8 protein-coding genes are annotated in these 13,964 nt (G+C 54.7%); 2 read left to right on the top strand and 6 right to left on the bottom strand.

Going from position 1 to position 13,964, the window contains the following annotated elements; translation table 11 throughout:
- Nucleotides 1-11 precede the first annotated feature (11 nt).
- The 4 genes from alkB to SK58_RS09510 form a co-directional block, all read right to left on the bottom strand.
- A complete protein-coding gene (gene alkB, locus SK58_RS09525) occupies nt 12-662 on the bottom strand; it encodes a DNA oxidative demethylase AlkB (RefSeq protein WP_032104978.1) in 651 nt (216 codons plus the stop codon).
- A complete protein-coding gene (ada, locus tag SK58_RS09520; protein ID WP_048219749.1) occupies nt 662-1,720 on the bottom strand; it encodes a bifunctional DNA-binding transcriptional regulator/O6-methylguanine-DNA methyltransferase Ada in 1,059 nt (352 codons plus the stop codon). The genes alkB and ada overlap by 1 nt, the downstream gene beginning before the upstream one ends.
- Nucleotides 1,721-1,792: 72 nt before the next feature.
- Entirely contained in the window at nt 1,793-2,848 is a 1,056-nt protein-coding gene (gene apbE, locus SK58_RS09515; RefSeq protein ID WP_048219747.1) for an FAD:protein FMN transferase ApbE, read from the bottom strand.
- Between the two features lie 114 nt (nt 2,849-2,962).
- Nucleotides 2,963-4,054, bottom strand: a complete 1,092-nt coding sequence (locus SK58_RS09510) for a porin OmpC (protein ID WP_017693024.1) — start codon at nt 4,052-4,054, stop codon at nt 2,963-2,965.
- 744 nt (nt 4,055-4,798) lie between these two features.
- Between SK58_RS09510 and rcsD the strand changes: the two genes are divergently transcribed.
- Together rcsD and rcsB are read left to right on the top strand one after the other, a co-directional pair.
- On the top strand, nt 4,799-7,471 hold the full coding sequence (gene rcsD / locus SK58_RS09505) for a phosphotransferase RcsD (protein WP_017383411.1): 2,673 nt from the start codon (nt 4,799-4,801) through the stop codon (nt 7,469-7,471).
- Nucleotides 7,472-7,487: 16 nt separating this feature from the next.
- Nucleotides 7,488-8,138, top strand: coding sequence for a response regulator transcription factor RcsB (gene rcsB, locus SK58_RS09500; protein ID WP_003859405.1), 651 nt, complete (start codon nt 7,488-7,490; stop codon nt 8,136-8,138).
- Between the two features lie 84 nt (nt 8,139-8,222).
- Here rcsB and rcsC read toward each other — a convergent pair whose 3' ends face one another.
- Nucleotides 8,223-11,069 (bottom strand): two-component system sensor histidine kinase RcsC, encoded by a 2,847-nt coding sequence (rcsC, locus tag SK58_RS09495; protein ID WP_017693023.1) that lies wholly within the window; start codon nt 11,067-11,069, stop codon nt 8,223-8,225.
- Between the two features lie 135 nt (nt 11,070-11,204).
- On the bottom strand, nt 11,205-13,841 hold the full coding sequence (gene gyrA / locus SK58_RS09490) for a DNA topoisomerase (ATP-hydrolyzing) subunit A (RefSeq protein WP_017693022.1): 2,637 nt from the start codon (nt 13,839-13,841) through the stop codon (nt 11,205-11,207).
- Nucleotides 13,842-13,964 lie beyond the last annotated feature (123 nt).

Here is a 13,964-nt window from a genome sequence, read left to right as displayed (position 1 = left end):
AATTCTTATTTTTATTCTCTGTATGCCGCCTGACGGAACGTGAGGTTGTAGCGAAATGCCCCCGCCACCGGGTGATCGCCAGGTTTAAGCGGCTGAATACCGTGGTAAAAAAGCCGTGATTCACCGCCCCAGACCACCACATCACCATGCTCCAGCATCAGCCGTTTGAGCGGGTCGTTGCGCCGCAGGCCGCCAAACTGAAAGACAGCGGGCAGCCCAAGGGATACCGAGACGATCGGCGCGCGCAGGTCCGGCTCGTCCTTATCCTGATGCAAGGAGAGCTTTGCCCCAACGGCATAGCGGTTGATAAGACAGGCATCGGGTCGAAAATCAGGATAGCCGGCCGCCACGGCGGCGTCATGACACAGCGCCTGAAACGCCTCCGGCATCGGCGGCCACGGCTGATCCGTCAGCGGATCGTTCGCGGCATATACATAGCCCCGCTCATTCGTTGCCCATCCCAGTTCGCCGCAGTTGGTCATCGCCACGGACATGGTATACCCGCCCGGCGTAACCATATGGCGAAACGGCGAACGGGCGTTGACGGCATCAATACCGTCGAACAGCGCCGCCGCGCGGGAAAGCGCGAATCGTCTCAGGATCGTCGCCCCCGGCGCGAGCGGCTCGTGCCAGGGTTCAGCATCAGCAAAAAGATCGAGCATTATCCCTCCGGGTTGTTCGCCTCACGTTTCAACAATAGCATCTTACGCGCTGCTCCCCAGCGATAACCCGACAGCGCACCGTCGTTACGCACCACGCGGTGACAGGGGATGACTATCGCCAGTTTGTTGGCACCGCAGGCCCCCGCCACGGCACGTACGGCATTGGGTTTACCAATGGCCTTCGCCACCTGCTGATAGCTTGCCGTTTCACCGCAGGGGATATCCCGCAGCGCCTGCCAGACCTGCTGCTGGAAGGCGGTACCACGGATATCCAGCGGCAGCGTCAGCGGCGTCGCGCGGCTGTCGACAGAGGCAATAACCTGCCGAACACGCCCGGCAAACGCGCCTTCCATCGGTTCACGGACGGCAAGCGGAAACAGTGACAGCAGCTCAGCCGTCAGCCCGGCGTCGTCATCACCCAGCAGTATTGCGCAGATCCCGCGCTCGCTTTCCGCCACCAGACAGCGGCTCAGCGAGCAGTCACTGATGGCATAGCGGACCGCAGCCTCTCCGTTGCGGTACTGTTTTGCCGTCATGCCCAGCGCGCCGTTGGCTTTACGGTAGTAGCTGCTGCCGTCCGGAAAGCCAGCGGCCAGTACGGCGTCGGTGATTTTACCGCCCTGTGCAAGCAGGGTGCGCAGGCGTTGTTCACGCGCGGCCTGCTGCCATGCTTTCGGCGTCATGCCGGTGACGGATTTAAACAAGCGGTGGAAATGGAACGGACTCATGGCAACCTGCTGCGCCAGTGCCTCCAGGTTCAGCGCGGCATCCTGTTCAAGCAGTCGACAGGCCAGCGCAATGTTGGCCTTTTTCTGCGCCATAGGGTCGACCTGGTCCGGCCTACAGCGCTTACAGGGGCGGAAACCCGCCTGCGCGGCCTGGTGAGCATCAGGATAAAAGCAGACATTTTTACGCAGCGCGTGGCGGGCGCGGCAGGACGGACGACAATAAATGCCGGTCGTCTGCACGGCAAAGACAAACTGGTTATCCGCACGCGGATCGCGGACCAGTACGGCCTGCCAGCGATCCTCATCGGTAAGATAGGTTGTGTTTTTCATTATCGGCTCCTCTTACAAGCATACGCTCAGCTTGCCTGAACGCCACCGAACAAAAACCCGCAACCTTGCTTTTTAATTTTTTTCGCTCACCAGGAAGCTGTTGAACTGCGGCGAACTCCAGGTTTTAAATCCGTCAGCCTCTTTGGTGATCATATAGACGGCCAGCCCTTCCTGACGCACCACCTCTTTGGCCTTCTCCGTGCCGAGCACCATCAATCCGGTATCCCAGGCATCCGCTTCCAGCGCGGTTGGGGCTATCACCGTCACGGACACCAGGTTGTGGGTAATCGGGCGTCCGGTTTGCGGATCAATCACGTGCGAGATACGTTTGCCATCCAGCTCGTAATAGTTGCGGTAGCTTCCGGAGGTGCTTATACCGTGCCCGTTGATGTCGACAATCGCCTGCACCGCGTTCTGCTGATCGGTTGGTTTTTGGATGGCCACTCGCCACGGCCTGCCGCTGGCGTTCATGCCCCGGCTGACGAGCGCGCCCCCGACGGAAACCAGATAACGCGGAATGCCTTCCTGCGCCATCAGGGCCGCGAGATGATCCGCAGCATACCCCTCGCCTACCGTGGAGAGATCGACAAACAGGTCGGGAATATCTTTTTGCAGGTATTGCTGACCGTACTGGGAGATCACCGCCAGATGCTGTAACCCTGTACGGGCGCGGGCGTCGTCGATGGCGGCTTGATCGGGTGTAGTCACCGGCTGCTTGTTGGGGCCAAATCCCCACAGGTTCACCAGCGGCCCCACGGTCACATCCATTGCGCCATTGGTTTTGTAGCCCACGCGCATGGATTCCGTGACGATATCGGCCATCGCTTCGCTCACCGGCCACAGCGAGGTGCTGCTGGAGCGATTGAAACGCATCAGCGCTGAGTCATTTTTATAGGTAGAGAGTAGCTGATCGTCGGCATCCAGCTGCGCCTGAATTTTACCGCGTAATTCTTCACCGCGGGATTTATCAATATCCATCACGCTGACGCGCCAGAAGGTCCCCATGGTTTTCCCTTCCAGCACCGTCGCGGCGGGTGCGTCGATTTTTGCGGGCTGTGTGGAAGAGTCACACGCGGTCAGGAGTAAAAAAGTCGCCAGAACGCTGGCGCGTAAAAAAGTCATATCCATTGGTTATTATCCTCATGCCAGGGCGGCAAGAGTACACTAAAACAGCGTATTTGTAAGACCCTAAAAAAGCATGAAAAAAGGGGCCTGATGGCCCCTTTGTCGCTGTATGAGCAATTAGAACTGGTAAACCAGACCCAGCGCGACGATATCGTCAGTACCGATACCTGCTGCGCGAGTGAAGTCGTTCTCATCAACCAGGTTGATTTTGTAATCAACGTAGGTGGACATGTTTTTGTTGAAGTAGTAAGTCGCGCCAACATCAACATATTTCAGCAGATCCTGGTCGCCGTAGCCGTTTTCCAGGTCCTTACCTTTAGATTGCAGGTACGCCACGGATGGACGCAGACCGAAGTCGAACTGATACTGCGCAACCACTTCGAAGTTTTGCGCTTTGTTAGCCCAGCCCAGGTCGCCCGCACGGGTCGCGTTGTAAGTCTGAGTATACTGTGCAGCCAGGTAGATGTTGTTCGCGTCGTATTTCAGACCACCGGTGTAGGTCTCTGCGCGATCGCCGTTACCGTAGGCCATGGCGTTCTGGTCATCAGTACGTTTAGAGCTGGTGACCGCCGTACCGAGTGCGAAGCCTTCGCCCAGATCGTAGGTCAGAGAGCCACCGTAGCCATCACCGTTCTGACGCAGTGCCTCACGACCGTTGTTGGTCTGGCCTTCGCCGCTTGGGCTGCCGTTTTTACCCTGGTACTGCAACGCGAAGTTCAGACCATCAACCAGACCGAAGAAGTCCTGGTTACGGTAGGTCGCGAAGCCGTTACCACGCTGCTGCATGAAGTTGTCAGAACCGTAGGTATCGCCGCCGAATTCCGGCAGAACGTCGGTCCAGGAAGTCACATCGTAAACAACGCCGTAGTTACGACCGTAGTCGAATGAACCCGCATCCGCGAATTTCAGACCTGCGAACGCCACACGCGTCCATGAGTTGTTTTCGTTCTCACCAGAGTTACCCTGGATCTGGTATTCCCACTGGCCGTAACCGGTCAGCTGGTCGTTAACCTGAGTTTCGCCTTTGAAGCCCAGACGCATGTAGGTCTGGTCGCCGTCTGCACTGTCGTCATCAGAGAAATAGTGCAGACCATCCACTTTACCGTACAGATCTAATTTGTTGCCGTCTTTGTTATAAATTTCAGCCGCATTTGCTGCGCCTGCCACCAGCAGAGCTGGTACCAGGAGGGACAGTACTTTAACTTTCATTTTATTAACCCTCTGTTATATGCCTTATTATTTACCACTGCTTACTGGTCAACCCTCTTAACCAGTCGGCAAGTTCATTCTCCTCAAAAATGCAGAATAATCCAACAGGAATATGATACGAAAACTTTGAAGATGTTTCACTTTACCATCAACATGTTTCAATTTGTAAATTTGAAGGAACTTTTACAGAGCATAAATAGTTTAAAAATATAGCACGGATAATCAAAACAAAAATATATTCTATTTAATACAAGTGATTAGCTTAAAAAACGGTACAGCACTGAATGACAAAAAAATTCCCTTCAACACCACTAAAATAACTCTCGCTATCATCATTAACTTTATTTATTACCGTCATTCAGTTCTGAATGTCTGTTTATCCCTAATTGAACCGGATGCTTCGCATTCGGTTTTTTTTTACCTTTCTTTACGTCAGCCTACATTTTATGTGCTACCCCTCAGAAATGATAACGACTATTAACTAAATCCAGCATCCGGCTTTCGCTGAATTCTTTTTTATGCTATTGAAATTAATTTCTTGTTTATTCGTGCTATTTTCCTGCCTGTGCGATCGCGTATTTATACATTTCACGGGGTTTTGTACACCTTTCATCCGGGGACGTTGAAGCCGGTTACCCGGATAAAAAGTCAAGGTCATACCGTTAACGACGCTGGAAATTCAGTTATTACCCTTTATACTGCCCTATCCCATTACCGCGCGGCCATTACGGGTTAAACACATCGATGAGTCAGACTGAAACTACCGCCCCGAGCAAATTCTCCCTTCTACCGGGCAGCATCACCCGTTTCTTTCTTCTGTTGATCGTTGTGCTGTTAGTCACAATGGGGGTGATGGTTCAGAGCGCCGTTAATACCTGGCTTAAAGATAAAAGCTATCAAATCGTCGATATCACCCATGCGGTGCACAAGCGCATTGATACGTGGCGCTATGCGACCTGGCAAATCTACGACAATATCGCTGCCGCGCCTGCCACCTCGTCAGGCGAAGGGTTGCAGGAAACGCGCCTTAAGCAGGATGTGTATTACCTTGAAAAACCGCAGCGCAAGACGGAAGCCCTGATTTTCGGCTCGCACGACAGCGCAACGCTTGAGATGACGCAGCGGATCTCCTCGTATCTGGACACCCTGTGGGGCGCCGAGACCGTACCGTGGTCAATGTATTACCTGAACGGTCAGGACAACAGCATGATCCTGATCTCGACCCTGCCGCTTAAGGATCTCTCGTCCGGCTTTAAAGAGACCACCGTTGGCAGTATTGTGGATTCCCGTCGGGCAGAAATGCTGCAACAGGCCAACGCGCTGGACGAGCGAGAAAGTTTCTCGTCATTACGCCGTCTTGCCTGGCAGAATGGCCACTACTTTACGCTGCGAACCACCTTTAACCAGCCGGGCCATCTGGCGACCGTGGTTGCCTTCGACCTGCCGATTAACGATCTCATCCCACCGGATATGCCGCTGGACAGTTTCCGTCTGGAGCCAGACAACAGCACCCAAAATATGCGCACGCCGTCGGATAAAGAAGGCGCGGACAGCGTAGCGATCTCCTTTAATGGCTCAAAGATTGAGATTGCCTCATCGCTCAACTCAACCGGTATGCGTCTGGTGTGGCAGGTGCCTTTTGGCACCCTGATGCTTGATACTCTGCAAAACATTCTGCTGCCGCTGTTGCTGAATATTGGCCTGCTGGCGCTGGCGCTGTTTGGCTACAGCACCTTCCGTTTCCAGTCGGGCCGCCAGAGCGACTCGACGTCGGTATCAGCCGGGACCAGCAACGAGTTGCGCATTCTTCGTGCCCTGAATGAAGAGATTATTTCCGTGCTGCCGCTTGGGGTGCTCGTTCACGACCAGGAGGCTAACCGCACGGTAATGAGCAATAAAATTGCCGATCACCTTCTGCCGCATCTTAACCTGCAAAATATTACGGCCATGGCGGACCAGCACCAGGGCGTTATTCAGGCCACCGTTAATAATGAACTGTATGAGATCCGTCAGTTCCGCAGTCAGGTCGCCTCGCGCACGCAAATCTTCATCATTCGCGATCAGGATCGCGAAGTGCTGGTGAATAAAAAGCTCAAGCAGGCGCAAAGGCTGTACGAGAAAAACCAACATGGCCGCGCGGCGTTTATGCAAAATATTGGCGATGCCTTTAAACAACCGTTGAAGTCACTCGCCACGCAGATTGCTGATCTGAGCACGCCGGAAAGCCGACAGCTCAGCAGCCAGGCCGACTCCCTGGTTCGTCTGGTGGACGAAATCCAGCTTGCGAACATGCTGGAAAATGACATCTGGAAGGGCACCCCTACGCTCTTCTCCATTCAGGACCTGATTGATGAGGTGGTGCCGGAAGTCCTGCCGGTGATCAAGCGCAAGGGACTCCAGCTGCTGATCAACAACCATTTACCGGCCAACGACGAACGTCACGGCGATCGCGATGCCCTGCGTCGCATCCTGATGATGTTGATACAGTATGCCGTCACCACGACGCAGATCGGCAAGATCACCCTTGAAGTCAGCACCGATGAGTCCACCGACGATCGTCTGACGTTCCGCATTCTGGATACGGGCGAAGGCGTCACAGTGAGCGAAATTGATAACCTGCACTTCCCGTTCCTGAACGATACCCAGCGCGACCACTACGGTAAGGCGAATGCCCTCACCTTCTGGCTCTGCGATCAGCTGGCGCGTAAGCTGGGCGGTCATCTGAACATTAAGGCCCGCGAATCCCTCGGCACCCGCTACTCTTTACACGTGAAAATGGCGGCGAATCCCCAGGAAGAGGATGAAGAGCGTCTGCTGGACGATGTGGTGGTGATGGTGGATGTGACCTCCAGTGAGATCCGAAATATCGTCGTTCGTCAGCTGGAAAACTGGGGGGCGTCCTGCATTACCCCGGACGAAAGGCTCGCGAGTCAAGAATTTGATCTATTTTTAACTGATAATCCGTCTAATCTTACTGCCTCAGGCTTGCTTTTAAGCGATGATGAGCCAGGCGTGCGGAAAATCGGCCCTGGGCAGCTGCGCGTCAACTTTAATATGAGCAATGCAATGCAGGAAGCTGTATTACAACTGATTGAAGAGAATCTGGCGCAGGAAGAGATCCTGGAGTCACCGTTAGGCGGCGATGAAAATGCCGAACTCCATGCCAGCGGATATTATTCGCTCTTCGTTGATACAGTACCAGATGATGTTAAGCGGTTGTATACTGAGTCCGCTGCGCAGGATTTTGCAGCGCTGGCACAGACAGCACACCGGCTTAAAGGGGTGTTTGCCATGCTTAATCTGGTTCCCGGCAAGCAGTTATGTGAAACGCTGGAACATCTAATTCGTGAGAAAGATGCCTCTGGCATTGAAAAATACATCAGCGACATTGACGCTTACGTCAAGAGCTTGCTGTAGCAAGGTAGCCTTATACATGAACAATATGAACGTAATTATTGCCGATGACCATCCGATTGTACTGTTCGGTATTCGCAAATCACTTGAACAGATCGAGTGGGTGAATGTAGTCGGTGAATTTGAAGATTCCACAGCCCTCATTAACAATCTGCCTAAACTTGATGCGCACGTGCTCATTACCGATCTCTCCATGCCTGGAGATAAGTACGGTGATGGGATCACGCTCATCAAATACATTAAACGCCACTTCCCGGACATTTCGATCATTGTTCTGACCATGAACAATAACCCGGCGATCCTGAGCGCCGTTCTGGATCTCGATATTGAAGGGATTGTGCTGAAACAAGGCGCACCTACCGATCTGCCAAAAGCGCTGGCGGCGCTACAGAAAGGGAAGAAATTCACTCCTGAGAGCGTCTCACGCCTGCTTGAAAAAATCAGCGCGGGTGGTTATGGCGACAAGCGTCTCTCGCCTAAAGAGAGTGAAGTTCTGCGTCTGTTCGCTGAAGGTTTCCTGGTCACTGAAATCGCCAAAAAGCTGAACCGCAGTATTAAAACCATCAGTAGCCAGAAAAAATCCGCAATGATGAAGCTGGGTGTGGATAACGATATCGCCCTGCTGAACTATCTCTCTTCCGTGACGCTGAGCGCAACGGACAAAGATTGATCTTCGCTGTCTACGCCGGGTGGCGCTCGCGCTTACCCGGCCTACAGCCGCCGGAGAAATAAAAAAGGCCCTTTCGGGCCTTTTTTATTGTCTCGCTTTTCGTACCCGCTCCGCATACACGGACAGCGTCTGCTTCAGTACATCCAGCGTGACCGGCTTCGACAGGCAGCTGTCCATTCCCGATTCCAGACAGCGCTGCTTCTCCTCCGCCAGCGCGTTGGCTGTCACCCCTACCACCGGCAGCGTCAGCCCCAACTGTCGGATACGCTGCGTCAGACGGTAGCCGTCCATGTTAGGCATGTTCACATCGCTGAGCACAATATCAATATGGTTCTTACTTAAGACATTCAGGGCATCCACGCCATCATTGGCCGTTTTACACTGATAGCCCAGAGAGCCAAGCTGATCTGCGAGCAGACGACGGTTAATCGGATGATCGTCGACGACCAGAATCATCATATCGTCGTTCACCGACGCCAGCTCATCAGGGGAAGCCAGCACGGTGGCGCCGTCGCTGTCCTCAAGCTGCACACTGTAAATACGCGCCAGCAAGCCCAGCAGCTCGTGCGGTGTCGCCACGCTGTGCACCCATACCCCAGGCGAACGCTCAAGCGGAATACCGATATGACGGCGGCAGAACATCACTACGCCGCGCCCCGCCCACGCCTGCTCCGGCTCAACGTCGGTGATCAGCATGTCATCCGCGTCCGGCGTCTGGCCTTCGTAGCGTGAAACCCGCACACCGCTGCTGGTCAGCATCGAGGTCAGGAAATCATGTAAGGAGGCGTTGTGCACCGCCAGCCAGCAGTGCTTATCGCTCAGCCCGTCGACGGTGGTTTTCGCCGGATAGTGCGCCGAATAGAGCGGAATACGAATGGTGAACTGGCTGCCCATTCCTGGCTCAGTATCGACGGAGATATCCCCGTCCATCATGCTGATAAGCTTCTCGCAAATCGCCAGACCTAGCCCGGTCCCCTGGAAATTACGCTGGACGCCGGTTCCCACCTGGAAGAACGGATCGAACAGGCGAACGACCTCTTTCGCCGGAATGCCAACCCCCGTGTCGCGCACGCGAATGGTCAGGTACTCCCCTGCCCGGCAGACGTGCAGCACAATACAGCCGATATCGGTGAATTTGATGGCGTTGCTCAGCAGGTTTGAGATGACCTGTTGCAGACGCATCGGATCGCCATGCAGCGTCAGCGGCACATCCGGCTCGATAAAGCAGTACAGCCCAAGCTGTTTACGCACCACCAGCGGCAGGTAGTTAGCGCAGATATGGTTCATCACTTCGCGCGGGGAGAACTCGCGCGGCTCTATTTTCAACTGCTCGGATTCAATTTTAGAGAAATCGAGAATATCGCTGATGATTTTCAGCAGCAGGCTGGACGAGTTGTTCATGGCCGTCACCAGCCGGTCGACGCCTTTCGGCAGCTCTTTGGTCTGGAGCAGATCGAGGTTACCGATAATGCCGTACAGCGGCGTTCGCAGCTCATGGCTGACGGTCGCGAGGAACATCGATTTCGACTGACTGGCCTGCTCCGCCGCCTGCGCCATATCCTGCAATGACTCTTCCATTTTCACGCGCGCAGAGACGTCCACCAGCACGCAAATGGCCACGTTTTCATTGCGGTAGCGAGAATGGACGAAGCTGATTTGCAGGTTGGTGTGGGTGCTGGTCAGCACATCCACAAAGTTAACCTGCTGACCGCAGATGATCTGCGTTAACCGCTGGCGGTCTTCATGCGTGAGCATGTTCAGGTAGTTATGGGCAAGCTCGTTACTGAGGATATTTGTCCCGTCCTGAGTACGCAGGATGCAGATCCCTACCGGCGCCGAGGCGACAATTTTACGGTTAAACTGCTCATGCTCTTCCAGACGCTGAGCATCCGCTTCCGCCGGAATAAAGATCCGCCGCTCATACATTCTCGCCAGCATAAACAGCGCGACGCCTACCGCGATGTTCAGCAAAATGGCGTTAAGGATCAGGATGCGAATGCGCTCCAGGACCTTGTCCACCGGCAGCGAGTAGACAATGCTCAGCGACGATGGCGGTAAACTTTTCTTCAGCACCAGCTCGCGGAACCCGGAGGTATAGCCAAACCATGACCGCTCCTGCATCCAGCTGGGTTCCACCTTCAGGCGGTTTTCAGGCCCGGTAAGGGAGATGAGCGGATGGCCGTTTTCATCCAGAATGGTCACGCCCATCGGCAGACTGCCCGGCGTGAAGAAGTTTTCCATACGGATGGTTTGTTCAATCCCCAGCAGCGCTTGCAGGCGGTTTCCGAGGTAAACCGGAGTCAGGGCATAGAAATAGCCGACGCCCATGCGCGGCCCCTGGCTTATCCAGAAGATGTTGTTCCCGCGCTCTTCCTGAGGCGCATTGCGGTATTTCACTATACGCTCATGCAGACTTTTCAGCGCGTCTTCGCGTTCGACGGGCATATCCCGCAGGCCGAAATCCGCCATGCAGAGATTTTCGTTGCCAATCAGGTAGACACGGTTCAGATCGTAGGCGGCCGAGAAATTATCGCGCCAGTAGCGCATAAACCATGAGAGGGACTCCAGTGAACCACGCCAGGCTTTGCTCATGGCGGAACAATCGGAGTCCGGGAAGAGCGGTTCGAAATCAGGTACTTCGGTTTTTTCATCCCGACCGCGGATAGCAAGAATGCCGTTCTCCGCCGTGAGTCGATTCTCAGCAATATACTTAAGCTCTTTCATCACGTCAGACGTGCGCTGGATATAGCGCTGAGCCTGATCCGAGCTTAAGTTAAACTCCTGGCGGATCTCCGCTTCTTTCTGGTGTAACGCGTTAACGATGTAAAACACCGAGAGCAGTGCCACCAGCAACCATAGCAGTAGCGCAAGCGCCCGAAACAGATAGCGAGAGACTTTTAACGTGGTACGAAAGGAGACGAGGTATTTCAAAGGGGCGAGGCTCCGCCGTCGGGGTCAAAAAGAATGTGGTTAAGGTAGCGGTAAACGCGGCTTGTCGCAACGTTCACTTGTCTGCTTGCGCAAAACAAAAGGGCCGGAAACCGGCCCTTTATGCGTCAGGAGACGTTACTCGTCAGCGTCATCCGCTACTTCATCATCGGTGTCCGCTTCCGGGGCGATTTCATCATCCCCTTCCGCAACGCTGCCGTCGATAGAGTCGAGCTCTTCGTCATCCACCGGCTCAGCAACGCGTTGCAGACCGACGACGTTTTCATCTTCCGCAGTGCGGATGAGGATTACGCCCTGGGTGTTACGACCCACCACGCTGATCTCAGACACGCGGGTACGCACCAGCGTACCGGCATCGGTGATCATCATGATCTGGTCCGCGTCGTCCACCTGCACCGCGCCAACAACGGAACCGTTGCGCTCGGTCACTTTGATGGAGATAACGCCCTGCGTGCCGCGAGACTTGGTCGGGTATTCGCTTTCCGCCGTACGTTTACCGTAACCGTTCTGGGTGACGGTCAGGATTGCGCCTTCGCCACGAGGAACGATCAGGGAAACCACGCTGTCTTCACCCGCCAGCTTGATACCACGCACGCCGGTCGCCGTACGACCCATTGCGCGCACGGCGTTCTCTTTAAAGCGCACCACTTTACCGGCGGCAGAGAACAGCATGACTTCATCAGAACCGGAGGTCAGATCCACGCCGATCAGCTCATCGCCTTCGTTCAGGTTCACCGCGATGATCCCGGCAGAACGTGGACGGCTGAACTCGGTCAGCGCGGTTTTCTTCACGGTACCGCTCGCGGTCGCCATAAAGACGTTCACGCCCTCTTCGTACTCGCGTACCGGCAGAATAGCGGTGATACGTTCGTTCGCTTCCAGCGGCAGCAGGTTGACGATAGGACGACCCCGCGCGCCACGGCTCGCTTCCGGCAGCTGATAGACTTTCATCCAGTACAGACGGCCCCGGCTGGAGAAGCAGAGGATCGTGTCGTGGGTGTTGGCCACCAGCAGACGGTCAATGAAGTCTTCTTCTTTAATACGTGCCGCAGATTTGCCTTTACCGCCACGACGCTGTGCTTCGTAGTCGGTCAACGGCTGATACTTCACGTAGCCCTGGTGAGACAGCGTCACTACCACGTCTTCGCGGTTGATCAGATCTTCAATGTTGATATCAGAGCTATTGGCTGTGATTTCGGTGCGACGCTCGTCGCCGAACTGATCGCGAACCAGCTCCAGCTCTTCACGGATCACTTCCATCAGGCGCTCTGCGCTACCCAGGATATGCAGCAGCTCGGCAATCTGCTCCAGCAGCTCTTTGTACTCGTCGAGCAGTTTTTCATGCTCAAGGCCGGTCAGTTTCTGCAAACGCAGATCCAGAATCGCCTGGGCCTGCTGTTCAGTCAGGTAGTACTGACCGTCACGCACGCCGAATTCCGGTTCCAGCCACTCAGGACGCGCAGCGTCATCACCGGCACGTTCCAGCATTGCCGCCACGTTGCCCAGATCCCATGGACGCGCAACCAGCGACGCCTTCGCTTCTGCCGGCGTCGGCGCACGGCGGATCAGCTCGATGATCGGGTCGATGTTCGCCAGCGCAACGGCCAGTGCTTCAAGGATATGGGCACGGTCGCGCGCTTTGCGCAGTTCGAAGATGGTACGACGGGTCACCACTTCACGGCGGTGACGCACGAACGCGCTCAGGATCTCTTTCAGGTTCATGATCTTCGGCTGGCCATGGTGCAGCGCAACCATGTTGATACCGAAGGAGACCTGAAGCTGAGTCTGGGAGTAAAGGTTGTTCAACACAACTTCACCCACCGCGTCGCGCTTGATTTCAATCACGATGCGCATACCGTCTTTATCAGACTCGTCACGCAGCGCGCTGATGCCTTCAACGCGTTTTTCTTTTACCAGCTCGGCGATTTTTTCAATCAGTCGCGCTTTGTTCACCTGATACGGGATCTCGTGAACAATAATGGTTTCACGGCCGGTTTTAGCGTCCGCTTCCACTTCGGCGCGGGCACGGATGTAAATCTTGCCGCGACCGGTGCGGTACGCTTCTTCAATACCGCGACGGCCATTGATGATTGCCGCCGTCGGGAAGTCCGGGCCCGGGATGTGTTCCATCAGCCCTTCAATGCTGATGTCTTCATCGTCAATGTAGGCCAGGCAGCCGTTGATCACTTCCGTGATATTGTGCGGTGGAATGTTGGTTGCCATACCGACGGCGATACCGGACGAACCGTTCACCAGCAGGTTTGGGATCTTCGTTGGCATAACGTCAGGAATTTTTTCCGTGCCGTCGTAGTTATCAACGAAATCAACCGTCTCTTTTTCCAGGTCAGCCATCAGCTCATGGGCAATCTTCGCCAGACGGATTTCCGTATAACGCATTGCCGCGGCGGAGTCGCCGTCGATAGAACCAAAGTTACCCTGACCATCTACCAGCATGTAACGCAGCGAGAAGGGCTGCGCCATACGGACAATGGTGTCGTACACCGCGGAATCACCATGAGGATGGTATTTACCGATTACGTCACCAACGACACGGGCAGATTTTTTGTAGGCTTTATTCCAGTCATTGCCCAATACGTTCATGGCGTATAGTACGCGACGGTGTACCGGCTTCAGGCCATCGCGGACGTCCGGCAGCGCACGGCCAACAATGACCGACATCGCATAGTCCAGATAGGAGCTTTTCAGCTCTTCCTCGATGTTAACCGGTGTAATTTCTCTCGCAAGGTCGCTCATCTAACCGCTATCCCTCTACTGTATCCCGGATTCAAAGGTCGCAAATTATAACACAGCCGCGGTGATACAGGTAAACCTATACGCTTTATTCACAGGGATTGCCTGATATACTCATTTGTCTTG

The organism is Enterobacter sp. BIDMC93, assembly GCF_001037805.1.
GTDB lineage: Bacteria > Pseudomonadota > Gammaproteobacteria > Enterobacterales > Enterobacteriaceae > Enterobacter > Enterobacter hormaechei_C.
This window is presented reverse-complemented; position numbering and strand designations above follow the sequence as displayed.